General features: G+C 55.2%; 23 protein-coding genes. 16 read left to right on the plus strand and 7 right to left on the minus strand.

Annotated elements, in window-relative coordinates:
• Positions 1 to 64 precede the first annotated feature (64 nt).
• Positions 65 to 1582: a leucyl aminopeptidase gene (locus ACT3R4_RS05020; protein ID WP_441677908.1), complete on the minus strand. Its 1518-nt coding sequence runs from the start codon at positions 1580 to 1582 to the stop codon at positions 65 to 67.
• 122 nt (positions 1583 to 1704) lie between these two features.
• Here ACT3R4_RS05020 and lptF point away from each other — a divergent pair, with 122 nt between their 5' ends.
• The 5 genes from lptF (at position 1705) to bfr (ending at position 5320) form a co-directional block, all read left to right on the plus strand.
• Entirely contained in the window at positions 1705 to 2778 is a 1074-nt protein-coding gene (gene lptF, locus ACT3R4_RS05025) for an LPS export ABC transporter permease LptF (protein WP_441677910.1), read from the plus strand.
• On the plus strand, positions 2778 to 3842 hold the full coding sequence (gene lptG / locus ACT3R4_RS05030) for an LPS export ABC transporter permease LptG (protein WP_441677912.1): 1065 nt from the start codon (positions 2778 to 2780) through the stop codon (positions 3840 to 3842). The genes lptF and lptG overlap by 1 nt, the downstream gene beginning before the upstream one ends.
• The gene (locus tag ACT3R4_RS05035; RefSeq protein ID WP_496203796.1) at positions 3835 to 4284 is read left to right on the plus strand and encodes an RDD family protein; all 450 of its coding nucleotides are present in this window, start codon (positions 3835 to 3837) and stop codon (positions 4282 to 4284) included. Before lptG ends, ACT3R4_RS05035 begins: the two co-directional genes overlap by 8 nt.
• Before the next feature lie 163 nt (positions 4285 to 4447).
• Entirely contained in the window at positions 4448 to 4654 is a 207-nt protein-coding gene (locus tag ACT3R4_RS05040; RefSeq protein ID WP_087109929.1) for a bacterioferritin-associated ferredoxin, read from the plus strand.
• A gap of 180 nt (positions 4655 to 4834) precedes the next feature.
• Positions 4835 to 5320 (plus strand): bacterioferritin, encoded by a 486-nt coding sequence (gene bfr, locus ACT3R4_RS05045; RefSeq protein WP_441677916.1) that lies wholly within the window; start codon positions 4835 to 4837, stop codon positions 5318 to 5320.
• A 90-nt stretch (positions 5321 to 5410) separates the two neighbouring features.
• Here bfr and ACT3R4_RS05050 read toward each other — a convergent pair whose 3' ends face one another.
• From ACT3R4_RS05050 to sodC, 6 genes are all read right to left on the minus strand, one after another.
• On the minus strand, positions 5411 to 7174 hold the full coding sequence (locus tag ACT3R4_RS05050) for an ABC transporter permease subunit (protein WP_193056462.1): 1764 nt from the start codon (positions 7172 to 7174) through the stop codon (positions 5411 to 5413).
• 13 nt (positions 7175 to 7187) lie between these two features.
• On the minus strand, positions 7188 to 8708 hold the full coding sequence (locus ACT3R4_RS05055) for an ABC transporter substrate-binding protein (RefSeq protein ID WP_441677918.1): 1521 nt from the start codon (positions 8706 to 8708) through the stop codon (positions 7188 to 7190).
• A gap of 127 nt (positions 8709 to 8835) precedes the next feature.
• The gene (locus tag ACT3R4_RS05060) at positions 8836 to 9711 is read right to left on the minus strand and encodes an ABC transporter ATP-binding protein (RefSeq protein WP_441677920.1); all 876 of its coding nucleotides are present in this window, start codon (positions 9709 to 9711) and stop codon (positions 8836 to 8838) included.
• Positions 9711 to 10550, minus strand: a complete 840-nt coding sequence (locus tag ACT3R4_RS05065) for an ATP-binding cassette domain-containing protein (protein ID WP_441677922.1) — start codon at positions 10548 to 10550, stop codon at positions 9711 to 9713. Before ACT3R4_RS05065 ends, ACT3R4_RS05060 begins: the two co-directional genes overlap by 1 nt.
• A gap of 227 nt (positions 10551 to 10777) precedes the next feature.
• Positions 10778 to 12241: a carbon starvation CstA family protein gene (locus ACT3R4_RS05070; RefSeq protein ID WP_441677924.1), complete on the minus strand. Its 1464-nt coding sequence runs from the start codon at positions 12239 to 12241 to the stop codon at positions 10778 to 10780.
• Between the two features lie 201 nt (positions 12242 to 12442).
• Positions 12443 to 12991: a superoxide dismutase [Cu-Zn] SodC gene (gene sodC, locus ACT3R4_RS05075; RefSeq protein ID WP_441677926.1), complete on the minus strand. Its 549-nt coding sequence runs from the start codon at positions 12989 to 12991 to the stop codon at positions 12443 to 12445.
• A gap of 171 nt (positions 12992 to 13162) precedes the next feature.
• Here sodC and ACT3R4_RS05080 point away from each other — a divergent pair, with 171 nt between their 5' ends.
• The 11 genes from ACT3R4_RS05080 to ACT3R4_RS05130 all read left to right on the plus strand — a co-directional run bounded on the left by ACT3R4_RS05080 (position 13163) and on the right by ACT3R4_RS05130 (position 24105).
• Positions 13163 to 13936 (plus strand): pseudouridine synthase, encoded by a 774-nt coding sequence (locus ACT3R4_RS05080; RefSeq protein WP_193056466.1) that lies wholly within the window; start codon positions 13163 to 13165, stop codon positions 13934 to 13936.
• A gap of 12 nt (positions 13937 to 13948) precedes the next feature.
• Positions 13949 to 14872 carry a tRNA cyclic N6-threonylcarbamoyladenosine(37) synthase TcdA gene (gene tcdA / locus ACT3R4_RS05085; RefSeq protein ID WP_441677928.1) on the plus strand — a complete coding sequence of 308 codons (924 nt, stop codon included), beginning with the start codon at positions 13949 to 13951 and terminating at the stop codon, positions 14870 to 14872.
• Entirely contained in the window at positions 14869 to 15087 is a 219-nt protein-coding gene (locus ACT3R4_RS05090; RefSeq protein WP_441677930.1) for a DUF1653 domain-containing protein, read from the plus strand. Before tcdA ends, ACT3R4_RS05090 begins: the two co-directional genes overlap by 4 nt.
• Positions 15088 to 15231: 144 nt before the next feature.
• Positions 15232 to 17196 (plus strand): type VI secretion system Vgr family protein, encoded by a 1965-nt coding sequence (locus ACT3R4_RS05095; RefSeq protein WP_441677932.1) that lies wholly within the window; start codon positions 15232 to 15234, stop codon positions 17194 to 17196.
• Positions 17197 to 17199: 3 nt separating this feature from the next.
• Positions 17200 to 18567, plus strand: a complete 1368-nt coding sequence (locus tag ACT3R4_RS05100; protein WP_441677934.1) for a DUF4123 domain-containing protein — start codon at positions 17200 to 17202, stop codon at positions 18565 to 18567.
• Complete coding sequence (locus ACT3R4_RS05105; RefSeq protein WP_441677936.1) at positions 18564 to 20423, plus strand: hypothetical protein; 1860 nt, start codon at positions 18564 to 18566, stop codon at positions 20421 to 20423. Before ACT3R4_RS05100 ends, ACT3R4_RS05105 begins: the two co-directional genes overlap by 4 nt.
• Positions 20408 to 21439, plus strand: coding sequence for a hypothetical protein (locus ACT3R4_RS05110; RefSeq protein WP_087106466.1), 1032 nt, complete (start codon positions 20408 to 20410; stop codon positions 21437 to 21439). The genes ACT3R4_RS05105 and ACT3R4_RS05110 overlap by 16 nt, the downstream gene beginning before the upstream one ends.
• Positions 21436 to 21699 (plus strand): PAAR domain-containing protein, encoded by a 264-nt coding sequence (locus tag ACT3R4_RS05115; protein WP_441677938.1) that lies wholly within the window; start codon positions 21436 to 21438, stop codon positions 21697 to 21699. The genes ACT3R4_RS05110 and ACT3R4_RS05115 overlap by 4 nt, the downstream gene beginning before the upstream one ends.
• Positions 21700 to 21736: 37 nt before the next feature.
• Positions 21737 to 22816: a hypothetical protein gene (locus ACT3R4_RS05120; protein WP_441677940.1), complete on the plus strand. Its 1080-nt coding sequence runs from the start codon at positions 21737 to 21739 to the stop codon at positions 22814 to 22816.
• Between the two features lie 93 nt (positions 22817 to 22909).
• Positions 22910 to 23059, plus strand: coding sequence for a PAAR domain-containing protein (locus ACT3R4_RS05125; protein ID WP_441677942.1), 150 nt, complete (start codon positions 22910 to 22912; stop codon positions 23057 to 23059).
• 128 nt (positions 23060 to 23187) lie between these two features.
• Positions 23188 to 24105, plus strand: coding sequence for a hypothetical protein (locus ACT3R4_RS05130; RefSeq protein WP_441677944.1), 918 nt, complete (start codon positions 23188 to 23190; stop codon positions 24103 to 24105).
• Positions 24106 to 24943 lie beyond the last annotated feature (838 nt).

The following is a 24943-nucleotide window of genomic DNA, read 5'->3' on the forward strand; positions in this document are numbered from 1 at the left end:
TAATACTTCCAGATTTAACGGTTGTGGCACTCAAAGGCAACCATTGAGCGCACGATCCGTGTGATTAGTTGGCGCTGATTTCTACCTGGCCGTCGGCTTCACGGTCCAGCAGGTACTGGGAAAGCAGGCCAACCGGGCGGCCGGTGGCGCCTTTCTGTTTGCCCGAGTGCCAGGCGGTACCGGCGATATCCAGGTGCGCCCATGGGAAATGATCGGCAAAGCGCGATAAAAAGCACGCGGCGGTAATCGTACCTGCCGGGCGCCCGCCAATATTGGCCAGGTCGGCAAAGTTGGATTCCAACTGCTCCTGGTACTCATCCCACAAGGGTAAATGCCAGGCGCGGTCCCAAGAGGCTTCACCGGCTTCCAGAAAATCGAGCGCCAGGTCGTCATCGTTGGAGAGCAGGCCCGTCGCGTGGTGGCCCAGGCCAACAATCACCGCGCCTGTTAGCGTGGCGATATCGACAACGCTTGCTGGTTTAAAGCGCTCGGCGTAGGTCAGTGCGTCGCACAGTACCAGGCGGCCCTCGGCATCAGTATTAAGCACTTCAACCGTTAGACCTTTCAGCGTTTTAATAATATCGCCAGGCTTGGTGGCAAGGCCATCGGGCATGTTTTCTGCGGCGGCGACAATAAATACCAGGTTGAGCTTGGGCTTGAGCGCAAGCATGGTCTTCACGGTGCCGAATACGCTGGCGGCGCCGCACATGTCGAATTTCATTTCGTCCATGCCTTCGCCGGGTTTCAGCGAAATGCCGCCGGTGTCAAACGTGATCCCTTTGCCTACCAGGACGTGGGGGGCTTCTTCACTCTCCGTCGCACCGTTGTACTTCATGACAATCAAGCGCGTAGGTTCGTGGCTGCCTCGGCCAACCGACAGTAGTGAGCCAGCGCCGAGGGCATCCAGCGCCTCTTCGTCGAGAATGTCCACCTCTAACGCGCCGTTGGACGTCTTACCCAACTGCTCGGCCTGTTGGGCCAGGTAGCTTGGCGTGCACACATTGCCCGGTAAATTGCCCAACGTGCGGGCGTAGTTGATGCCTTGGCCAATCGCTGCGCCAATCTGGGCGCCTTGCTGGGTAAGCGTCGCGTTTTCAGGCTCGCTAAAAAGCGTGAGTGCGTTAAGGCGCGCTAAAGGCGCTGGCTGCGACTTAAACTGGTCAAAGCGGTAAACCGCGCGTTCCGCGGCCTCCAGCACCTTGCGCGCTTTCCAGCTGCTGTCGCGGCTTTCAAGAGGAACATCATTAAACGCGATGCTTGCTTCATCGACTGGCAACTTGGTCAGCGCCACCATGGCCGCATCCAGCGCTTTTAAAAAGGCGCCTTCTTGGCACTTTTCGCGCTCTCCGAGGCCTACTAACAAAAGCCGTTCTGCGCAAAGCCCCGGCGCGAAAGGAATCATCTGTACGTTGCCAAGCGTAGGATCGAAATCGCCGCGCTCAAGCAACTGACCGATTAAACGTTCACTGGCGTCGTCCAGGCTGGCGGCCGTGGGCAACAAGTCGCTACCTTTAAACATGGGGATGACGAGACAAGCCGTTTCGGTTTTGGCCGGATTGGCGGTCTGAACGGAAAATTCCATAACGTCTCCAACAAGACAAGCATCGAGGGATTCGGGATAATGCCCCGTACTGGGTGTTGGGTTAGTGTACCCAAGCCATGGGCGCATTGCATGGCATCCTGCACGATTAGCCGGAGAGGGCATTGATTTTATTTCGGTACTTAACTCGCGAAGTGTTACTCACCATGTCGGCTGTGGCAGGTATCTTGCTGCTGGTCATTATGGGCAGTCGTTTTATTCGTTACTTCTCTGACGCGGCGGAGGGAGATATCCCCGTTACCATTCTGGGTAGCTTGATGATGTTTCATCTACCCGGCTTTATGGAACTGGTGCTTCCGCTCGCGTTTTTTCTAGGCATCCTGCTGGCCTATGGCCAAATGTATATGAACAGCGAAATCACCGTGATGGTGGCCTGTGGCATGAGCCCTCTGCGGCTGTTGCGAGTAACGTTGCTGCCCGCCTCGGTAGTGGCGGTGCTGGTGGGCTTTTGTAGCTTGTGGCTAACCCCCGCCGGGGCGTTGCAAACGGCAGCGACGCTTGCAGAGCAGCGCAGCCGGTTGGATGTTTCGGTACTGGCACCCGGGCGGTTCCAGGATTTCGGTGGTGGGCGTACCGCTTATATCAGCGATTTCAGCAGCGATGGCACCGAGATGCAGGAGGTGTTGGTTCATGAGCAGCCTAATACAGAAAACCCACATAGCTTTGTTACTCGGGCCGGTTCCGGGTATCAGGAAACGCGCGTTGAAACGGGCAGCCGCTTTTTAATATTGGAAAATGGCGAGCGCTACGGTGTGGTGCCGGGCCAGCAGGATGCCCAGCGGCTAACGTTTGAGCGCTATACGATGCGCCTGGGGTTAAGTCGTGGCCTTCAGGAGTTTGATTCTATTGAGTACGCTACCACAGCAGCGCTTTGGGATGACCCCAATCCACGCGCTCAGGCGCAGTTTCAGTGGCGTACCGGCTTGCCGTTCATGGTCTTTGTATTAGCGCTCATCGCCCAGCCACTTTCTCGGGTGAACCCACGGCAGGGCCGGTTTGCCAAGCTACTACCGGCGGTATTTTTGTATGTGGCTTATTTGAGTTTACTGCTTGCTGCGGTCGATGCGATTGGCAGTGGAAAGCTCTCGCCATTGGTTGGCGTTTGGCCCGTGCATCTCTTGTTTTTAGCCCTCGGCTTGCTGCTTTTGTGGCGCTCACAACGTAAGGGGATGCGCTAATGCTGGCTGATCGTCTGGATCGTTACATCGCTCGCAACGTGCTGGGGGCAATTATCGTTGTGCAGTTCGTACTGCTGGGGCTGGATATCACCATTGCCTACATTGGCGACCTGAGCGACGTACAAGGGAATTTTACCGCGTTTGATGTGTTTCTCTATCTACTGATGCGCGTGCCTTGGCGATTTTATCAATACGCGCCCGTAGCGGTACTGATAGGTGCACTCATTGGCTTGGGAAGTATGGCTTCCAGTAACGAGCTGACCGTGATGCGTGCTTCAGGTCGTTCGCTGGCGCGCATCGTTTGGGGCGTGATGAAACCGGTGTTGCTGGTGGTTGTGGCCGTGCTACTGGTTGCTGAGTTTGTAAGCCCGCGCACCGAGCAGTTTGCCGAAGCGTGGCGGCTTGAGCAGCGCCAGGGGGAAAGCGCTCAACCCGCCAGCCGTAGCGGCTGGCAGTTTGAAGGCGACAGCGTTTACCGATTTGGTGCCATACGGGCCGATGAGGTCGTGCTTGATTTAACCCGTTACCGGTTTGATGGGCGCCGCCTGGTGGAAGCCACCCACGCTGACCGGGCGCACTGGGAAGAGGGCGCTTGGCGGCTTGCAAACATCACCACGACACGTATCTATGATGACCGCACTGAATCCGACTATCAGGCCAGTGCTGTTTGGGAAACACAGATTACGCCGGTGCAGTTAGAGCGGCTGCTGCACTCGGTCGATAGTCAGGCACCCAGCGAGCTATGGGCGTATTCACGCTACCTTCAAGAGCAAGGCTTAACGGCGGATCAACCGCTGTTGTACTTTTGGCAAAAAGTCTTAATGCCCCTCACCATGGGATCGCTGGTATTGATAGCGGCGTCCTTCGTGTTTGGCCCGCTGCGTACTGTAGCGGCAGGGACTCGCGTCTTTTATGGCGTCGTGACCGGGCTGTCATTTAAATATATGCAGGATCTGCTTGCGCCTGCGTCGACGATCTTTGGGTTTTCGCCCGTATGGGCAGTGCTGGTGCCAACACTCGCCTGCGCTGCTGTTGGGGTTTACTTCCTGCGCCGTAATGGCTGACGTCATGGGCGCTGGTTTAGGTCGCCGCCTGGGCGCTCTGCTCTACGACAGCGTGTTGGTGGTGGCGCTCTGGCTGATTGTAACCATTGTCCATCTGGTTTTTTTTCGACTGATGTTGGGGCAGCCCGTTGAAGCCGTGGGTGTTTCTGCGCTATCGGTTTGGAGCCTGCGCGCGCTGTTACTTGTTTCCGTCACTTTTTTCTTCTGCTTTTTCTGGTCTCGTAGCGGCATGACGCTGGGTATGCAGGCATGGCACCTGCGCGTGCAAACACCGAACGGGCAAAGAATTACGCTTAAACAAGGCCTTGTTCGCTGTGCCACGGCTTGGCTCTCGTTGGCGGCGCTGGGCATGGGCTATGGGTGGGTGTTTGTCGATAAGCAGCGGCGTAGCTGGCCAGATATCGCCTCCCATACCTGTACAGTGGTAGTGCCAAAACGCTAGGACAAAAAACATTAGTTTCTTCGCAACTAAATAACTAACAAGCTGAATTGAATAATAAAAGCTAGATGCTAAGGGCAATCACTGCTAAAGAGCATCTGTTTTTACTTGCAAAGATGTATGCGAATCATTTACATTCGCCTCATGTGATTAATGAGGTGTCGCCATGTACGTTTGTGTGTGCAAGGGAGTAACCGATCATCAGATACGTCAGCAAGTGAGCGACGGAGCGCGCAGCTGGCGAGAAGTACGTGAAGCCACCGGCTGTGCGACCCAGTGCGGCAAGTGCGCTTGTATGGCTAAATCGCTAACGCGTGAAGCGGTACAAAATGCCCGTTTGGAAGCCGATATGAGTCTCGCTTACGCCGTATGACGCGAATCACTCTTGTTAGAGTTATCGTTAGCAAATAACTGATTTGTTTGAATTTTTTGATCTCTTCTTTATACTCTCAGAAAGCTGGGAGTATGCCTTTGCGTGGCCTATACTCCTTTGTTAACGTAACTGTTTGATTGCTTAGATGAACTCTCAGCATTACAACGAAAAGGTGACGTCATGAAAGGTGATCCCCAGGTAATTCAGCATCTCAACAAAGCGTTAGGCAACGAGCTTATCGCTATCAATCAGTACTTCTTGCACGCCAAGATGTACAAGGATTGGGGCCTAAAAGCACTCGCCAAATGGAAATATGACGAGTCCATTGAAGAGATGCAGCACGCCGATAAGCTAATTGAGCGCATCCTGTTCCTGGAAGGTATTCCTAACCTTCAGGACTTGGGCAAGCTGCACATTGGCGAAAACGTTAAAGAGATGCTCGAAAGCGATCTGCGTATTGAGCACGACGGCCGTAACGACTACATCGAAGCCATCACGTATTGTGAAAGCGTTAAAGACTACGTTTCACGTGATTTGCTGCGTGATCTGCTCGCCGATGAAGAAGAGCACATTGACCATATCGAAACCGAGTTGAAGTTGATTGAGCAGGTCGGTATTCAGAACTACATGCTGCGCCAAATGCAGCTGGCGGGCGACCACGAGTAAGCGCTAGCCCAGCACTTATTGACGACCGCTCACAAAAATGCCCCCGACAGTGTCGGGGGCATTTTTTTTGCCTGTCATGAGTGCTATCGCCTAACGGGCGGGCTTGCTTGACCCCACAAAACTTGAAAGCGATACCGCCAGTACCGAGAGCAGCACCAGCGCCAGCGCAGGAATCAGCACCGCCCAGGGCGCACGCTCAATGTACGGCATGCCTTCTGCCAGCACTAACCCCCACTCTGGCGAAGGTGGCCGTGGCCCCAGACCCAAGAAGCCCAGTGCCGCAAGCGCCAGCGCAACCCCTGGCAAGCGCAGCATGGCGTGGCGAAATACCGGGCCAATCACCGCAGGAAGAATATAGCGGCCCATCAAGCGCAGTTGCCCCACTCCTAGGAGGGGCGTTATGCGCACGTGGGGCTGGGCTTTTGCCTCGGCGACCAGCGCTGCTGTATGCGCCGCCAGGGGTGCCCAGGCCACCGCGGTAACCGCAATAACGGCGCCGCTGGTGCTGGGTCCCATCAAGCCGGCGACGATAAGACCCGCAATGGTGGGCGGCGTTGCCTTGGTAATCTCAATGGGGCCGGTGGCAAGCTTGGGTGCCAGGCCAATCAAGAGCCCCAATATCAGCGTGAAAAATACTACCGCAACCGCCATGCCAATCGTGGAGAGCGCGCCATGGGCCACGCGGGCCAGAATATCGCGCCCAGTGCCGTCCGCGCCTAGCGGCAGGCCAAGGCTGGGTGTTTCCAGGCGCATAAAGGCCGAACTAAACGGGTCGCGGGTAATGCCTGCAATCACTAGCACACACAGCAGAAGAACCGCGACGCTCGGGACGATCCACGCTCGCCGCGATACGCTTTGCTCGGTGTGGGTAACGGGCAATGCGCCCAGCCGAAATGCCCGGCCGAGCAGCAGCGCACGGCCAATGTTGGCAAGGCTGCCCAGCACAATCGCAATCACCAGCAGAATAAGAATGCCGGTTTGCAGTGCAGGCATGTCCTGGGCTGATGCCGCTCCCAGCGTTGCCCGGCCAAGGCCCGGAATCGAAAACACCTGCTCGACGGCTATCGCACCGCCGGTTAGGCCGACCATGACCATACCCACTTGAGGCATAAGGCTTGGCAGCGTACGGCGCAGAACGGAGAGCGTAATACGGCGATGAGAGAAGCCCGCCACACTCCAGGTGGCCACCCAACGCTCAGTAAAGGTGGCCGAGAGACCATCGCTGAACAAGCGGCCCAGCAGGCCGCCTGCGGGAAGCCCCAGCGCCAATGCGGGAAGCACCGCGTAGCTCAAACCACGCCAACCATAGGGCGGCAACCAGTTAAGCCAGGCGGCAAACACCACCAGCAGCAGCGAGGCGAGTAGAAACTCCGGCAGGGCCGTTAATGCCGCGCCCACGGTGCCAGGCGAGCGGCTAATCTGGCCACGCAAACCCTGCCGCACCACTGGCAGGCAAATAAGCGTTGCGGTAACCACCGCCACCAGCATGGCAAAGCTCATTAGCAGCAAGGATACCTGTGCGCTTTTTAGCAGGCCGGGCAGCACCGGCGCGCCTGAAATCCATGAGTTACCTGCATCACCCTGCAAAAGCCCCAGCAGCCAGTGCTTCAGCATCTCCAGCGGCCCGGATTCCAGACCCAGCTGAGCACGAATGGCCGCCAGTGCTTCTGGTGTTGCCTCCTGTTCGGCAGAACGCGCCCGCAAGATGCTGAGCGCCGGGTCGCGGCCTGAAAGCCAAGGCAGTAGCCCCACCAGAACCACAACGCCTGCCAGTGTCACTAGGCGTGACAACAGGGGAATAAACGGCTCGATGCGTAAGCGGCGCCACAGGGGCTGTGATGTTGCGTTAATCATGCGTGGCGCGCCTTCAGGACTCGCTATCAGTATCGATAGCGGTTTTTTCGGTGATCAGCATGCGTTCACGCGGGTCGCGTTCGGCGTTGCTAACCCGTGCTGATTCCCCCTGAATGACCCGCTCGTGGAGCATCGGGATCGCCGCATCGGTGCGCAGAATAGCGGCTTCAGCGTCGATAATCGCTTGGCGGCGTGCTTCACCGGTGGGCTGCTGTGAAGCGTTGGCAAGCGCCTCATCAACGGCCGGGTCGCAAAGCTGGGCGATATTGAAAGAGCCTTCGCAGGCGAAGTCGCTGTACATGTAGGCCACCGGGTCGCCAGAATCCAGCACAGTGGCACGCGACAGGATAAAGGCGTCAAACTCACCGGCTAACGCGTCGGACTCAATATGCGCGTACTCGCGCACTTCCTGCGTTACCTTGAAGCCAGCCTGGGTCAACTGCTGCTCAAGCAGGACGGCGACTTCCGGCAGCTCAGCGCGATCGGTAAAGGTCGCCAGAGTGATTTCGACGCCCTCTGGTGCGGCAGGCGCGGTACGGTCGTCTATTGAGGTGCGGTGTTCGCTTGCCCAGGCCAGCGCCGGACCCAGCAGACCTTCGGCAATATCGGCACGACCTTCGTAAACGGTCTTCACAATGGCGGCACGATCAATCGCTTCACGCGCGGCCGCTCGAAGGCCGGGGTCCGCCATGGGGCCTGATTGGGTGTTCAGATACAGCGTGTTGGTGCGCGGCATGGGCACTTCGTGCACCAGCGCCTGGTCCAGCAGCGCCACTTGCGATACCGGAATGGCTTCTACCACATCGGCGGTGCCGGTTCTCAGAGCAGCGGCGCGCGCCGTACCGTCGGAGACATAATCCGCATCAATACCGGCAATGGCGGCGGGCTCGCCCCAGTAATCATCAAACCGGTCGAGCGTGGCGCTGGTGGTGCCATTGATCTCTTTCAAAACAAAAGGGCCGGTGCCTGCTTCGATGGGATTCACCCGGCCATCGTCGCCGTAGGCGCTAGCGGCTAGAATCGCCAGCTGCGGGCTGGAAAGCCGGTTGGCAATCAGCGGGTCGGCTTTCTCGGTACGTACCAGCACGGCATTGTCGCCATCGGCTTCAATGGTCATGTTAACGCCGTCCAGAATACGCGGCTTGGGGGCCGCTTGAGTGGCGGCTGTCAGGGAATTCACGACGTCGTTGGCGGTCAGCTCGGTACCGTCGTGGAAAACCACACCGTCACGAATCACAAAGCGCCACGTTTGGTCGTCCACCTGCTCCCACTCGGTCGCCAGGAACGGCTGCGGGTCACTGTTGGCATCCAGACGAACCAGAGTTTCAGCGTTACTCCAGCGCGATAGTTTAAACGCGTCGTCGGATAACGGACTCAACCCTGAACGCGGCGGCTGAAGCATCGCGACGCTAATTCGCTCGTCGGCGTCTGGTGAGGTAGAGGTTTCATCACGCTGGTTATCAAAGCAGCCAGCGAGTAGAAAAGGCGCGGCCAGGACAGCGGGTAACGGTAGGCGAAACTTGTGGCGTAGCATTGGGGAGTCTCCATGTCAGGAACAGAAGTAGACGTTAACAACAGCCGCCAAACGTTCGTAAGCAAACGCTTGGACGCCATGTTGGCGAAACGGATTATTCGTCGCGGATAGGTTGTTTATAAGCCCGCTATAAAAGCGCCCCCACGTCCGTCGGACGACAGTGCGGGTAAGCGCAGGTAGGCAGTTGAGAGACGGCCTTGATCAAATCAAGCGTGATGGGATGGCGAGGTGCGCGCCAAAGCTCAGTGGTAGGGCGGTCTTCAACAATCCTACCGTCGTCCATTACCAGGGTGCGCTTGCAAAGGTTGGCGACCACGGATAAATCGTGGGACACCATCAGCAGGCCTGTGCCGTTCTCATCGCAAAGCCGCTTCAGCACGTTAATCACCTGGGCGCGTACCGGCAGGTCAAGCCCGCTAAGCGGCTCGTCGGCCAGTAAAAAACGCGGGCGGGTAGCGATGGCTCGGGCAATGGCTACCCGCTGCGCCTGGCCGCCGGAAAGCTCATGGGGTTTGCGGTCCAGGAATGAAGTGCCCAACCCCACGTGCTCAAGTGCTTCTTGGGCGCGCTCAATCGGGTCGCACTTCACCTGAAGGCGAATCAGCGGCTCAGCAACCAGTGCGCGCACGCTCATTCGCGGGTCAAGCGAAGAAGCCGGGTCCTGGGGAATATACTGAACCGCTTGGCGGTACCAGCGCAGGCGGGCCGTGGACGCGGGGCGCACTACTTTATGTTGGCAGGTAATTGACCCACTATCAGGCGCTTCAATCGCCAGCAGCGAGCGCAACAAGGTAGTTTTTCCCGAGCCGGACAAGCCCACCAGTCCCACGCGTTCTCCGGGGTAAAGTGTAAGGTCAACATTGTTGATGATGTGCTTACGCTCACCTGCTCGCCAAAACACCTCACGCGGCAGCGTGACGCTTTTATTAAGCCCGCGTGCCGATATAAATGCTTCTCTACCCACGAGTGCTTCCTGACGACTAAACGGTAGGGGGCTTTGCATCAGGCGCTCTTTAAGTAATCAACGGATAGAGGTTCGGTCACGCTCGTGAACTGGGCTGGCTGTACGCTATGCGCAGCGGCCACCAACTCTTGAGTAAAGCGGTGTTGCGGGGCGGTAATCAGGGTATCCAGCTCACCGCTTTCAATCATGACGCCGCGCTCGATAACCACCGCGCGTTGGCACAACTGAGCGGCGGCGTGAAGGTCGTGAGTGATAAACAGCAGAGACGTGGCCGTTTTGCCGGTATGTTCGCGCAGGGCGCGGAGTACCTGCGCTTGGGTGACGACATCCAGTGCGGTCGTAGGCTCATCAGCAACGAGCAACGAGGTTTTACAGGCCATGGCAAGCGCGATACACACGCGCTGGCGCTGGCCACCGGAAAGCTCGGCAGGCGTGCGTTTTATCAATCGCTGTGGGTCAGGAAGACCCATGGCTTCCAGTAACGCAATAACGGCGTGCAGGGCCGCTTTACGTGATAAGCCGTGATGACGCGTGAAGGGCTCGCGCAACTGAGAGCCGATAGTTACCAGCGGGTTGAGCGCCGAAAGCGAATCCTGAAACACCATGGAAACACGGGTTTCATTGCGCCGCTGTGCAGCAGGGGTGTGAATAACGTCCTGGCCAAGAAGGCGAATGCTTCCCTGTACCTGAGCATTAGGTGGCAAAAGCCCTAACACCGCTTTCGCGGTAAATGATTTCCCCGACCCCGATGCGCCCAATAGGCATACGCGCTCATCGGCCATCACGTCAAAGGAGAGGCCATCAACCACCGGCTGTTGATCAATTTGAATGCGCAGATCACGCACGGATAAAACGGGGTCGCTGCACATTGCCAACATTTCAAATCAGGCCATTAAATCGCTATTAATAGTTATGATATAACGTTTTCTATGGGGTCGACAATATACCGTAATAAAATCCGGGGGCAGAGGAAGAGAGTAATAGAAAGAGCAGGCGCGGGAGTGATGAAAAACGTAGCAGAGATGACAAAAGGATAGGCACAAAAAAAGCGCTGACGGTGCAGCGCTTAATGCTTGCCGGGCAGCAGGCTGCCCGGGGTATGGATTTATTTGGAGGAGGCCGCGAGAACGTCTTCACTAAAGTTAGTGGCAGGCTCATCAACCGTAAAGGTCGCACGGCTCAAACGACGTACACGCTTCATAAACAGGGCGATGCACACCAGCGTACCCATTGCCGCCACCACATAGCTCACCTGCAGCGACAGGCCAAAACCAATGGGCGCATAGGCGATATAGGTAAAGGTGGCCATGGTCATGAAGACCGCCGGAATTGACGTAATCAGGTACGGTTTGCGCGATAGCACCAGATACATCGTGGCGACCCATAGCGCAATCACGGCGGTGGTCTGGTTTGCCCAAGAGAAGTAGCGCCACAGTAGCGTGAAGTCCATGTGGGTGAGTGCGTACGACACGACAAACAGAGGTACGGCAATCAGCAGACGCTTAACGATCGGGCGTTGATCAATTTTCAGGTAGTCGGCAATGATCATGCGTGCGCTACGAAACGCGGTGTCGCCAGAGGTGATCGGAAGAACGATAACGCCCAGTATCGCTAGCGTGCCGCCTACGGCGCCAAGCATAGTAGTGGACACTTCGCTTACCACGGCAGCAGGGCCGCCCGCCGCCAATACGTCAGAAAGACTTTGGTCTCCGTGGAACAGGCTCATGGCTGCTGCTGCCCAGATCATGGCGATAATGCCTTCGGTGATCATCATGCCGTAAAAGATTTTGCGCCCGCTGGTTTCGTTTTCCGTTGTACGCGAAATAATGGGCGTTTGCGTGGCATGAAAGCCCGAAAGCGCGCCGCAAGAAATCGTTAAAAACAGTAACGGGAAGATAGGGGCGCCTTCCGGATGCATATTCTGGAACGAAAGCTCAGGAATCGGTGCGCCCGTCACAATCATGCCAATGCCGATACCCGCCGCGCTGAACAGTAACAGCGCACCAAAGTAGGGGTAGATGCGGCCGATCACCTTATCAATCGGTAGCAGTGTCGCAATCAGGTAGTAGACAAAAATCGCCATAATAATCAGGGTAAGTGATATCGGCGTCATATTGTCCAGCAGCGCGGCGGGGGAGGTGACAAATACGGTACCCACCAGCAGCAGTAGTAAAATCGCAAAGCCGTTAACCACGTGCTTCATGACTTTACCCAGGAACTTGCCCGCCAGTTGAGGCAGGTGAGCGCCGTGGTTGCGAATCGAGATCATGCCCGTTAGATAATCATGCACCGCACCGGCAAAAATACACCCAACCACGATCCAAACGAAGGCGACCGGACCGTAAAGTGCGCCAAGAATAGGGCCAAAAATGGGCCCGACACCGGCAATATTAAGTAGTTGGATAAGCGAGTTACGCGTTGTGTTCATCGGTACGTAGTCGATGTTGTCACGCATACTATAGGCAGGCGTTTGACGCTTGCGATCAGTGACAAAGACCCGTTCAACGAATTTACCGTAGGTAAAATAACCCACGATTAACAGCAGTATCGAGACGATAAAGGTAATCATGTTGGGCACTCAGTGGTCAGGGGATAGTGAAAGACGACAGATGAAAAATCAGCTAGGGCGCTGATTAGTTGGCAGAATGTACAGTGTCGTTAAGCAAACCGCTTTAAGACTTTAGTGGCCCACTGAGCGTAATGACACACATCAATATGAAAACGGGCAGCCTTGGGCTGCCCGGTCATCTTCTTGTAAAACGTAAGCGCGTTATGAAGGTGTTACACCGCAGAGCATGCGCGCACCACCGCCACCCAAGTGTGGCTCGTCTTCATACGTGTCGCCGCCCTCATGAATAATCAGGGCGCGGTCTGTTATGTCGTCGATGCTCAGCCGAGGTGCCAGCACGGGCAGGTTCGCTTCCCCATCGTCGTTGACGGTCAGTACCGGCAGGTCACCCAAGTGGCCTTCGCCATAAGGACCCTGGTGGGTATCGGTATTGTCCGGGTCGTAGTGGCCGCCGGCGGCCTGGGCAGCGGTCATTTCGCCGTCATCGTTTTCGGCCGGTTCGCAACTGGGGTTTTCATGCAGATGAAAGCCATAAATACCCGGCTCTAGACCGGTAAGGGATGGCGTCAATAACACGCCTCCGAGTTCGGAGCTTTCAATCGTCACGGTACCGAGTGCATCGTTTACGCCTTCGGACGTTACCTCGTGCATATTCACTTCAAGCGATTCGCTCTCATTGGTTTGAGCACTAGCGGTAGTGGCCAGTAGCAGGGCTGCGGCGATACCGGTGAGCGGAGCTGAATAACGCATAGTTCGTTCTCCTTTCCTGTTCCGTGGAAGCCCCCGAAGGGGTGCCTTTACAAGGTAGTTGCCGAGTCCCCATGTTGCCAACGCTGGTTGGCTAGCTTTAACCTAACGTTACGGATGACATCAGCCTGCCCAGCCGCGACAATAGCGCCTCGTTTTTACCCAGGAAGTGCTATGTTGCCGCTTAGAATCCTCTATCAGGATGAGCACCTTGTCGCCGTGCATAAGCCCGCCGGGCTTTTAGTACACCGCTCGGCGCTGGCACGGGGTGAAACGCAGTTTTTGTTGCAGCAACTGCGTGATCAGATAGGCAAACGCGTTTATCCCGTGCACCGGCTGGACCGGCCGACGTCGGGCGTTATTGTGTTTGCCCTCTCCTCGACTGTCGCCGGGCTTTTAAGCGAAGCGTTTAGTGAACGCCAGGTCGAAAAGCGCTACCTGGCGGTGGTGCGTGGCAAAGCACCTGATGAGGCGCGTCTGGACTATCCGCTACGTGAAGAGGATGGCTCGCGGCCTAAAGCAGAGATGCCTGCGATGCCCGCCATGACCGATATACGCCGCCTGGACAGTGTCGAGCTTCCCGTTCAGGTCGACCGCTACCCGGTAGCCCGTTATTCGCTTATGGAGGCGCGCCCGCTTACCGGGCGCCGCCATCAAATTCGCCGCCATTTATCCCGGCGCGGTTACCCCATCATTGGTGATGCCAAGCACGGTAAAAGCGTCCACAATCGCTTTTTTGCCGACCAACTGAATGCGCCACGCTTGTTGCTGGCGGCCACGCATTTAGCCTTTGATCACCCCGTGCTGGCTAAACGGGTTGCGCTAACCTGTGCCCTGGATGACACCATGACCGCCTTATTTCATCATTTAGGCTGGGCAGGCCACCTGCCGTTGGACAGCGTGCGAACTCCGCCGCTGACAGCGCCCTCTGCCCTTCAAACGCTTTAAAAAGAGCTTGCCATGTCTACTACGCCTTCACTTCCACCGGTTACCCCGGCAAGTGCTGAGCCAGCCTCTGCTGGCACGGCTTCTAACGACCATGTTTCTAACGACTATGTTTCTAAAGGCCATGCTTCGAACGACTATGAGTTCCGGTTTGGCGGTATTCGGCGCCTTTACGGGAAGCGCGCGGCTACCGCGTTTCGCCATGCGCATGTGGTGGTGGTGGGCGTAGGTGGCGTAGGTAGCTGGACAGTGGAGGCGCTGGCGCGCTCAGGTATCGGTAAGCTTACCTTGATCGACTTGGACGATGTGTGTGTCTCCAACGTCAACCGTCAACTGCACGCGTTGGATGGCACTATCGGTAAACCTAAAGTGGACGTGCTGGCTGAACGCTGTCGCCTGATTGCGCCGGAAATCGACATCGTCGCTGACACCGCATTTGTCACGCCCACGAACCTGGCCGAGCGCATTCCCGAGGACGCCGACCATGTAGTGGATGCTATCGACAGCGTTATCGCCAAGGCCGCGCTGATTGCCTGGTGCAAGCGGCGTAAAATCCCGATTACCGTGACCGGTGCCGCCGGTGGGCAAACCGACCCCACACGTATTCAAGTGGCCGACTTAACCCGTACCGAGCACGACCCGCTGTTATCCAAAGTGCGCTCGCGTCTGCGCCGGGATTACAACTTCTCGCGCAACCCCAAGCGGCGCTTCTCGGTCGAGTGTGTCTACTCCGACGAGCAGCTGGTGTATCCCGGCAGCGACGGTGAAGTGTGCCTGCAAAAGCCCGGCAGCGGTGACGCCACCCGCCTGGACTGCGACTCCGGTTTTGGCGCCGCCACGTTCGTCACCGGCACGTTCGGCTTTGTCGCAGCCTCTAAAGTGCTCGAACGCCTGGCTAAAAAAGCCAACCAGCCAGCCACTCAGAAGGAAAGCCAATGACCGCCCCCGTTCCCGGTATTTACCGCCACTATAAAGGCGCACTTTACGAAGTGGTTGGCACTGCCCACCACAGCGAAACCGAAGAGCCACTGGTGATCTACCGCGCCCTTTATGGGGAGTACGGTTTGTGGGTGCGCCCGCTTGAAATGTTTATGGAGACGGTTACTAAAGAGGGCCAGACCCAACCACGCTTTGCGCTTGAGAAGGCGTTTTAGTAAAAGTTAACTTTGGTTATGTAAGAGATATCTTACAAGCTTGTAAGACATTACCGCCACGTATTGGTCAGGCCTTGCTCTGTTGACCCTGGTCGCTATCCTCATCGCTCCTATTGACGAGATAACAATCCAGGGAGCGGCCGGATGGCAAATGGAAATGGTCTTTACTTCACTCTGACGCTTCCGGGCGAGAGCAGCGTGGCGGTGGTCGACTTCACCTATCGCGAGGCGCTCTCACAGCCTTTTGAACTGGTGCTCAACCTGGCCAGCCGTGATGGCAGCCTGGACGCCACCGAGATGCTGGATCGCAACGCTACGTTGACCATCTGGCAGTCGGGTGAAGCGCTACGCCAAGTGCACGGCATCATTAGTGAGTTTGCTCGCGGCGACCGTGGCCACCGCCGTACCTTTTACTCCCTGGTACTTCGCCCCGCCCTGTGGCGGCTTTCTTTGCGCCACAACTCGCGCATTTTTCAGAAACTTGACCCGGTCGCTATCATTACCACGCTGTGTAATGAGCGGGGCATCAGCGATGTCACCTTTACGCTAAACCGTGACCTCATCGAGCGTGAGTACTGTGTGCAGTACCGCGAAACCGACCTTGCCTTTATCGAACGCCTGGCTGCTGAAGAGGGGCTGTTCTACTTCCATACATTTGAAGCGGGTGCCCATCGTCTGGTATTCACGGATGATCCTAATTCACTAACTAATCTTGGCGAGCGCACTTACCATAATCGGGCTGGCGGCACCGCTCCCACGCGCCATGTGCGTAAGCTGCGTCATACCGCTCGCGTGGCCAGCTCATCTGCCACGCTGAAGGATTACACGTTCAAGAACCCCGGTTACGCGCAGTTGCACGAGCATCAAGGGCCGAATGTTGAACAGCACGGCCAACGGATGGATTACGAGCATTACGACTATCCCGGCCGCTATAAGCAGGATGCCTCTGGTAAGCCCTTCACCCGGATCCGCCTGGAGCACCTGCGGCGGGAGGCCGTGACCGCCGAGGCACAAAGCGATTTGCCCGAACTCGCCCCCGGCGTTCGTTTTACGCTGAGCGACCATGATGTGGAAAGCCTCAACCGTGATTGGCAGCTGATCGAGGTCATTCACCACGGTGAGCAGCCCCAGGCACTTGAAGAAGACAGCTTTACGGTAGGCGATTCCGCCGATATGACGCGCTACCACAACACCTTGGTACTGGGGCCAGGCGATGTCGCCTGGCGCGCCACGCCCAACCCCAAACCGCGTGTGGATGGCCCCCAGGTAGCCATGGTGGTCGGCCCGCCTGGGGAGGAGATTCACTGCGATGAGCATGGCCGCGTCAAAGTACAGTTCCCTTGGGACCGCTACGCCGAGCCTAACGAGAAAGCCAGCTGCTGGGTGCGCGTGTCACAAGGCTGGGCGGGCGGCGGCTACGGCAGTATCGCTATTCCCAGGATAGGGCATGAGGTAATTGTTTCGTGTCTTGAAGGTGATCCCGATCAGCCGTTGATTACCGGGCGCACCTACCACGCCGCCAATACCGCGCCGTATCCGCTGCCTGAACACAAGACCCGCACCGCGATCAAGACCCAGACCCACCAGGGCGAAGGCTTCAACGAGCTGTGCTTTGAAGACAAGGCGGGCGAAGAATTCATCTATATGCATGCCCAGAAGAACATGGAGCTGCATGTCCTGAACTCCCGCCAGAAGCGCGTCGAGTTCGATGATACCGCGACCATCGGCAACAACTCACACCTGGCGGTGGCCAAGGACCGCGTCGAGACCATCGATGGCAACCGCGATGTCACCGTACATACCAACCACACCGAGCAGATAGACGGCGACCGCGGCCTCACCGTGGGCGGCAGCTATCAGACCCATGCCAACGGCGATATCACCTTTAAAGCCGACGGCGAGCTGATTCTGGATGCCAGCAAGATCACGCTCGTGGCCGGTGGCGCGGCGCTGGTGGTATCAGGGGGCAGTGTCGATGTTACGCCGGTATTGAACGTGGGCTCGGCTTCGCCCAGTGCCGCAGCGCTACCGCCCATTCCTGCCGTGCTGGAAGCCGCCGCAGGGGAAGGCAGCCCGTTTGTTTCCCATTGCCCGCTGGAAGGAGCCTGACGCATGGCAACGGCTGACTACTGGGTAGCGCGCTGCCATGTCATGGCCCACACCCCCAGCGCCCGGCGCTGGGAAGAAGACACCGATGAAGCCATCACGGTCGCCGCCGTCCTCGCCAGCAGTGAAGACGAGGTAAGAGCGCGCCTACAACAGCAGTGCCATCAAGACGGCCTGGGGCTGGTGCGCCTGGAGAGTATTGAAACGCTGCTTGCTCGCTGCCGCCGGGAAGGCCTGGTGCAAACGCTGGTTGAATTGGCGCACACGACGTCAACGAAATACCCGGTCGCCTACGGCGACATGGTGCCTCTGTTGCCAGAAAAGCCGCCTGAGCCGCAAGATGCTCAGCCGGCGATTCCCCCGGTCAGCTACCAGGAAACGACCTGGCAAGCGCTGTTTGCCCGCGACCAGTCGCCGCTCTGGGCAGTCATTGACGGCGTCAACTGCCGGGAAACCATGGCGCGTTTGGGCCAGACCGACGCCCAGCACGCCTGCCTTTACGCCACCACAGACACCGCCACCCAGGCCAATGCCCCATGGCTTGTACGCCTGGAAGCCGACAGCGATATTCGCATCTGGCTGGAAAACCTGCCCCAGGATCAGCACTGGGGTGTGCTGTTTCACTCCCATGCCACGCTCAAGCAACTGCGCACGCACCTTCGCAAGTTCACCATGCTCTGGACCCCGGCCAACGACCAGGCCCCGGTGTACTTCCGCTTCTACGACCCCCGCGTTGCCCTGGACATGAGCCAAGCGCTCGAGCCCTGGAAGCTGGCCGCCTTTATGGCGCCGCTGGAAGCCGTCTTTATTCCTGCTTCCCCGCTGATGGTGTTTCCGCCAGCGCTGACGTTAATCCCCTCCATCGCGCTGGAGACGCCCGCTCAGCAGGTACAGGATAGATTGCTGATGATCTCGCTCAGCGATGACGCCCGCGACGCGCGAGGGCAGGTACGGCAGTTTGCCATCGGCCAGGAAGAGTTTGCGCGATTTGGCCGCTTATTGAGTGTTCGCGCTAAGCGGAATATAGCGAATGAAATGAGCGCGCAATTTGCTACCCACTCCCCTGAGCAGCTATTGGTCGCTATTGAGAGTGCAACAAAGCTAGGCGGAAAGTATGGTCTTACCTCTAGAAAGCAGATTAAAACCCTTGCTCAATGTGTTCTTTATTTTGGTGATGATTTTGACGAGCGCTATCCAGCGGTATCTCGGACTCTGAGTAATACGCGCTTATTAACTTGGCAGAAACGACAGTTTATTGACGAATGGTTCTTCCGAATGCAGCTCCAGACTGATTTTAAAGAACGCATTACGGCTACGCATGAGAGAGACATCACATGGCGTAAAGAAGACCTACGGAAAGGAACAAGCCAATGAGTTACTTAGCCACACCTGACGATCTTATATATATACTGGCGACAGATGGTGATCGCTTCTCTGCTGAAGAGCGCCGCGTTCTTGAAGATCAAATTAGTCACTCCGTGGATCTTCGAGATGATGACGATTCAGCTCCCGCTGGATGCCCGGTAATGCGTTCTTGGGCAAATCGTTGGGTAGAGCTCGGTGGCAATGAAGGGCAACCTCTTACCAGTAGTGTATTACCGCCTGTGCCCAGTGATGGCAAAACAATGGACCCAGACTTTGCCGCTATTTGTGTAGAGTGCCGCTCCAACGAACCGTGCTGCTTCATTAACGGCACAGTTTCAGATAGTAGCGACGACTCACGTAAAATAACCTGGCCCCCAGAGCGTATAGCAGGTGGCCCTGAACCTATTTATGCAACCAGGTTACTTGTCATTGCCAAGGAAATGGAAGGAGCATATCTAACCGCCAATGTGAAAACCGAGTGGGGAGGACAGCGTTGCCAAGTAGGTCACTTGAACCGTCCACGGTTAGAAACAACAGGGCTGGTAGATGGTCGCCAGCGCATTGAGGAACAGCAAGCTGAAGTAGCGATGGGCTATTACCAATATATAAACACGACAATGGCCTTGAAGAAGTACGTGCCTGAAAATGTACTGAACGCACTGTTTGCCATGGATGCAATGCTCGCCATCGCCTCCACACTAAAGGGAAGCGAAGGGGCATCGTTTACTCCAACGCAGTGCCTTACGGATCCTGCCATGGGAATGGCTTTACAAGTGATTCCAGTGCCCTATGTCAGTCTGAAGGGCAAACTGGAGCTGGCGAGCCACATAGGGTTTACCACCGCCGGGGTGACAGCCTCTGCTGAGGCAAGGGGAGATTTAACCGGCAAGTTCGCCTCGTATGAGATTTCAGCGGAAGGAACAGCCGGTGGTTCAGCGAATACGGGACAAGCTGCGGATCGTGAAAGTACGGCTCCCGGTCTGGTCGGCATGATGGCACGCATCATTGGTACGCTGGATCACTACGTATCAGAAGGCAATGAGCAACGCCAACCACTGGATCGAACCAAGTATGCCTCGGGTGCGCGCCTCACCAAGTCACTGACTCTGGAGTCAGAAGGGATTGAACTCGAGGCGAAAACCAGCTCGCCAGACCTGCAATTTTCCATTGCCAGTCTGTCGACGGTATTCAGTATTGGCGTTTCCGGAAAGCTCGATTTTATAGACGCGCTAGCCATGGCGTTCTCAGGGCCTGGGCATAAAGCCATTCAAGAAGCGCGCGCTCGTATGGCCGCCGGCGAGCATATTTCTGCCACGCTGGACGCTTATCTGGAAATGGCTGCTACAGGGAGCCTGACTCACTCCATCGATAGCGGTGCCAGTATCACCATTCCCGCGAATGGCAGTCTGGAGGGAGCGAATGAAGCCATCCAGCAAGAGATTGGCGGAAAGATAGAGATCAAAGCGCGAGCTGAGCTCGCTATTGAAGTCGAAGCTGAAGCATGGATATTTAGTGCACGAGCAGGGGCTAGTGGCTCTCTACATACTTCCTGGTGCTGGGCGGTGGAGAAAAGAGATGGCGAGCGCCAGCGTAGTTATGAATTTGAGGGAGTGGTGCTAACGCTGAGAGCATATGTAGAAATTGAGATAGACAATAGTGACGACGATAATGTTGAGCAAAAAGGGCCAGACCTAAGCGGTATAGCAGAGGTGCAGATTACCGATCTATTTAAACATGCTGAAGAGCATATCAATGATTCAAGAGAAAAGGCAGAAGAAATAGCGCGACAACGTGAAGATCCTCCTCAGGGGAGGGGAACTTATATTATCTGGGAACCCAAGGAGCCCCAATGGCAAGCTTATTAAGTCGTTTTTTTATATTGACCTTTATTACTATTATTTGGCAAGGATATGTCATGGCTGACAATTTCGAAAATCGCTATAACGCTTATATACATACCGAGGGCAGTGCCTGGTCTTTACGTATTAATGATATTTTTGTACGTAACAATGACAAGGTCGCTTACTCTGATGCCTCTCCCAATATTGGCATGCATTTGCGTGAAGGCGAGAACACGCTATCGCTACTTTTTTCACCTGTAACGGGACAGGATGCTGAAACAGGTGAATATAATTACTCTTTACATGATGGTGTTTTAATTGATATCGCCCTTGGTCGCAACCAATGGACAACAGGCGAACGCGAGCGTATTCACCTGGTGCGCATGCGTTATAACGAAGAAGAAGGTCAATTCGAACACTTGGAAAATACAGCGGGCGGGGAGGAGCAGGTATTAAACCAGCCACATCTTCGTAGTGATGGTCGTCCTCAATTGTCCGAGTTTGAAAACATCATTTTTGGTGGAGGGTGGACACTGGATGGCTACCGGCTGGATATTACCTTTACTGTCGATGACCCTATACCCTCGGCTCATTGGGAAAAAGACGCAATTGAGCTTGAAGATACGCCCGAACTGCGCCGTGAGCTGCGTGAAGCCTATCAAAATATCCACGGAATGATTGATCGCAACGATGCAGAAGCCATTTTTCGTGAGGTAGAGCCCGTTTGGGGGCGCACGGCATATATGCTCACTGAACGAGAATCTGCAAGAGCCTTCATTGAAAATACCCACAATGGATTGGCCGCTTTTAAAAGAGTGCGGCCCGATGGTGAAGAACTTTTACCACTTTACTGGGAAGATAACCCGCAAGATGATCAAGTAGAGTTTATGGCGAATAACCGATTGGTACGTATTCGCCCTACCCCCATTTTGTGGGAGCACCCCCCGAGTGGCAGCAAGCGTTACGCTAGCTTCCCGGTGGTGTTTTACAAGTCTAAAGGCGGCGAATGGCGAGTAGCCAGAATACTGGTGGATATATGAAACCCGTAGCCCGCAAAGGCGACCTGCACAGTTGCCCCATCCCTGGCCACGGTACCACCGAAATCGTCTCCGGTTCGCCCTCTAAAGTAGAGGGCCAGCCCGTAGCGCGGGTGGGCGATGAAACCGGCTGCGGTGCGACCATTATCGAAGGCTCAAGCCACTCCCATCACGATGGCCGCCCCACGGCTTATCTTGGCTGCAAGACGGATCATGGCGGTGAGATTATTACAGCTTCAAGTATCGCCAAGGTTCAGCCCTAACCTTATGGGGAATGATAACTATACAAGGAGAGAGGTCGTGAAAGGAGTCGTTGGGCGGTTAGTGGCAAACGCATCATATGGAAAATACAGTGCTTTGGCTATCGCTTGGCTTGCCATCGCTTGCTTAGTCAGTTTATCGACCAGCGCCATGGCGCAGCCAATTGACCGCCAGTACTGGGTTGATATTCATACCCAAGGTGCCGCGTGGACGTTAAGAATTAATGATATAAATGTGCTCTCTCATAAATTGACAGAGCAATACTCTATTTCGTACCCAATTAGCACAAGCCTAAGGGAAGGACAAAATACGGTGTCGCTTATTTATGCACCGTTACTAGAGCAAGATCCTGAAACAGGCGAGTTTATCCAAGGGCCTAAACCAACCTTCTATGTCGATGTCTCCATTGAGGCGATCAATACTAGCACCCAGCAGAAGGAGCTAATTAATACACTGCAATTGCGTTACGATATGGATACTGGGGAGCTGGTAGATTTCTCCAATAATCCTGCCAATGCTCTTGGCGAGACGATACACCAGAGCGAACATCTGCGTACCCGTGGGGAGTTTCAGATTAATTCGCCAAGCAGATTAGTCGTGGATAATGGTGATTTACTGGCGGCGGAACGAGTAGATATGAACTTCCGTTTGCTGGATACCATTCCCGATTTTCACTGGGTGAACGATGCCACGCCACTGCAAGATACCCCTCGGTTACGGCACGAGTTACGCCAAGCCTATGAGCGTCTGCATCGCCTATTTGAAGAAGGTAATACAGACGCGATAGTACGCGAATTTGAGCCGGTTTGGGATCGGGCTGGTTTGCTGATGGCCGGAGGAAAGAGCGCTAGGGATTACATTGAATCACTGCCTGTTGGCTCACAACTAGTTGGATTGCATCAGGAGCCGAATGGTCCAGTTTTACAACCATTGGACATTGCTAATGATCCAGCAGACGATAGTTTAGAGTTTATGGGAGATGGGCGCCTTGTGCGTATTTTACCCAGTCCGATTTATTGGTCTTATCCCGGGCAGCCAGATAAAGAAGAAACGGCTATCCCTATGTTGTTTTATCGTACATCAGCAGGCGAGTGGCGTATTGCGGCGGTTGCTTCATGAAACCTGTTGCGCGTAAAGGCGATTTGCACAGTTGCCCCATCCCCGGCCACGGCACCACCGAAATCGTCTCCGGTTCGCCAGCCCGTGGCGCGGGTGGGGGATAAAACCGGCTGCGGCGCGACCATCATCGAAGGCTCCAGCCACTCCCATCACGATGGGCGCCCCACGGCATATCTTGGCTGCAAGACGGATCATGGCGGTGAGATTATCACCGCCTCGAGTAGTGCCAATGTCGAGCCGTAATGCCAACGGGATGTTTTAAGGCTCAAGGACGCTTAATCCGTTCTTAAGCGTTACCCATCACGTCATGGCACGGTTTGAATGATGTTCAGTCGTGCCAACATTTAATCAAACAGTATGGATTGTGAACCATGAAACAATGGATTGTTGCTCCTTTTTTGTTGGTAGTCGTGATGGGGAAGGTATTGGCTGGTCCTTCGGAAATACCTCAATCAGGCGTCTATGCCGTGGACTCGATAGAAGCGGTAGAAGCGAACCTTATGGCGGATTCCATGTTGCCCGAGATTGAAGCGAGCATGGAGCGCGCCTGGGCCAGGTTTGATCGCGAAAGCCGCACAGCTGAGATCTATATGGAAGCGCAGGAAGCGCCTCTACATTACGATTTCGATTTCGAGACCAACCAGGCGACAAGCCCGGACAACCCTACTGCTGGGCTTCGGCTCGAAACGCCCGAACAGTTTGTGATGATTCATGGCGTGCCGTTTGAAATCGCTTTCACCTTCCAGCAGATAGATGAGGAAGGGCCTGAGTTTGCCGCTTTGCAATCGGCCAGGGATGAATGGTTGGAGAACAAACAGGCGGCTGTAGATGAGCAGGGGGCAGGTCTAGCCGAGCTTTTCGATGTCGAACCTCTTTCGCCTGATGTGTCCGACTGGGTAGATTGGTACGTACCTTACGTATTCGATGTGCCGATTGATTGGAATGATCAAGACGTCAAGCTTTCCAAGCCTGATTTATTCGCGTCGGAAGGGCTGCTGTTCTCTACCGATTTCGGGGTGCCAACGCTTTTGATCGGGCAGTTGGTGGCTGATGCTGACGCCTTTCGGAAAAGCGTTATCGCGTCTGACGATGTTCAGGAAACAATTGAACTGGAAGCACCGGACCGGTCGCTGACTATTTTCATGAATCAGGATGGCAATCTCGGGCTTGTCGGGATTATACCCAATGATCAAGAAGCCACGAGCTTCTGGTTAATGGAGCCCAGTGATTTTTTGGTGACAGAAGATATCAAGAGATTCATTGCAATGTTTTATACCATCCGTACGTGAGATTCTCAGGCATAAGAGCATGCTTCGCTCACTGACCCATACTATCCCTAACGTGAGAAAAAACGCTATACGTTAATTCCAGGCGGGGCTATCCATGTGCTAGGTGTTCTTGTAATGGAGCGAAAACATCAAAACGAGACCATTTAAAGTGGCATTTCTCCAGGCTGTACAACGATTGCAGCTTGGAGTAGTACTTTTAGTAAGCCGGCCTACGAAGATAAGCTAGATGGGAAATATAATTCATTTCAAGGCTGTTTGAATAGAAAGGATACTTGTTGATCCGTGTTGCTCGCTACAGTGGCCCGCGCTGCTATCTACCCTTTAACCTCGAAATGATTTTCATCGCACTGACTTATGATGTTAATCCAAGCGTGCTTTTTGTATCAGCATTTAAAGTGAGAGCAGTTAATGATTGAGTTTTTAAATGTTAAGAAAGGGTATGGCGTTTTTTTATATTTGGGCATGTGCTTTTTGGATCGGCATACGTTTGCTTTTTAGTATTGTGATGATTCCTTTGTATGATTATGGGCGCAGTGTTTCCTGGGATGAAGTGCCGGCTGTTATTTTGGAAAAAGTATGGTGAAGGTGCCAGGGAGAAAGCGGCATTCATCGCCAAACTATAGAGCTGAGGTCAGCTATGCGTATACATTCGAGGGGAGTCGGTACGTCAGTAATAAAGTTAGTAACTATGACAATATTTTTAGCTAATGACCCCAACTGGCTTGACCGCGAGCTTGAGTACACTAGCCGGGGCGCGAATACGTTCACTGCTTGGGTTAATTCCTCAAACCCCAGCGACTCTTATCTTGTGAGAAGTGTTTGGAAGGGAACTACGTTT

Source organism: Halomonas sp. AOP7-E1-9, assembly GCF_052376035.1.
Taxonomy (GTDB): domain Bacteria; phylum Pseudomonadota; class Gammaproteobacteria; order Pseudomonadales; family Halomonadaceae; genus Vreelandella; species Vreelandella citrativorans.

Bases quoted from the DNA above. Each gene is read 5' to 3' on its own strand.
- ACT3R4_RS05090 (WP_441677930.1), top strand. From the start codon at position 14,869: ATGACCGCCCCCGTTCCCGGTATTTACCGCCACTATAAAGGCGCACTT.
- ACT3R4_RS05035 (WP_496203796.1), top strand. From the start codon at position 3,835: ATGGCTGACGTCATGGGCGCTGGTTTAGGTCGCCGCCTGGGCGCTCTG.
- ACT3R4_RS05110 (WP_087106466.1), top strand. From the start codon at position 20,408: ATGGCAAGCTTATTAAGTCGTTTTTTTATATTGACCTTTATTACTATT.
- ACT3R4_RS05130 (WP_441677944.1), top strand. From the start codon at position 23,188: ATGAAACAATGGATTGTTGCTCCTTTTTTGTTGGTAGTCGTGATGGGG.
- ACT3R4_RS05065 (WP_441677922.1), bottom strand. From the start codon at position 10,550: ATGTTGGCAATGTGCAGCGACCCCGTTTTATCCGTGCGTGATCTGCGC.
- ACT3R4_RS05020 (WP_441677908.1), bottom strand. From the start codon at position 1,582: ATGGAATTTTCCGTTCAGACCGCCAATCCGGCCAAAACCGAAACGGCT.
- ACT3R4_RS05080 (WP_193056466.1), top strand. From the start codon at position 13,163: ATGTTGCCGCTTAGAATCCTCTATCAGGATGAGCACCTTGTCGCCGTG.
- ACT3R4_RS05095 (WP_441677932.1), top strand. From the start codon at position 15,232: ATGGCAAATGGAAATGGTCTTTACTTCACTCTGACGCTTCCGGGCGAG.
- ACT3R4_RS05060 (WP_441677920.1), bottom strand. From the start codon at position 9,711: ATGCAAAGCCCCCTACCGTTTAGTCGTCAGGAAGCACTCGTGGGTAGA.
- ACT3R4_RS05115 (WP_441677938.1), top strand. From the start codon at position 21,436: ATGAAACCCGTAGCCCGCAAAGGCGACCTGCACAGTTGCCCCATCCCT.
- ACT3R4_RS05105 (WP_441677936.1), top strand. From the start codon at position 18,564: ATGAGTTACTTAGCCACACCTGACGATCTTATATATATACTGGCGACA.
- lptG (WP_441677912.1), top strand. From the start codon at position 2,778: ATGCTGGCTGATCGTCTGGATCGTTACATCGCTCGCAACGTGCTGGGG.
- ACT3R4_RS05100 (WP_441677934.1), top strand. From the start codon at position 17,200: ATGGCAACGGCTGACTACTGGGTAGCGCGCTGCCATGTCATGGCCCAC.
- ACT3R4_RS05055 (WP_441677918.1), bottom strand. From the start codon at position 8,708: ATGCTACGCCACAAGTTTCGCCTACCGTTACCCGCTGTCCTGGCCGCG.
- ACT3R4_RS05040 (WP_087109929.1), top strand. From the start codon at position 4,448: ATGTACGTTTGTGTGTGCAAGGGAGTAACCGATCATCAGATACGTCAG.
- bfr (WP_441677916.1), top strand. From the start codon at position 4,835: ATGAAAGGTGATCCCCAGGTAATTCAGCATCTCAACAAAGCGTTAGGC.
- ACT3R4_RS05050 (WP_193056462.1), bottom strand. From the start codon at position 7,174: ATGATTAACGCAACATCACAGCCCCTGTGGCGCCGCTTACGCATCGAG.
- sodC (WP_441677926.1), bottom strand. From the start codon at position 12,991: ATGCGTTATTCAGCTCCGCTCACCGGTATCGCCGCAGCCCTGCTACTG.
- tcdA (WP_441677928.1), top strand. From the start codon at position 13,949: ATGTCTACTACGCCTTCACTTCCACCGGTTACCCCGGCAAGTGCTGAG.
- ACT3R4_RS05070 (WP_441677924.1), bottom strand. From the start codon at position 12,241: ATGATTACCTTTATCGTCTCGATACTGCTGTTAATCGTGGGTTATTTT.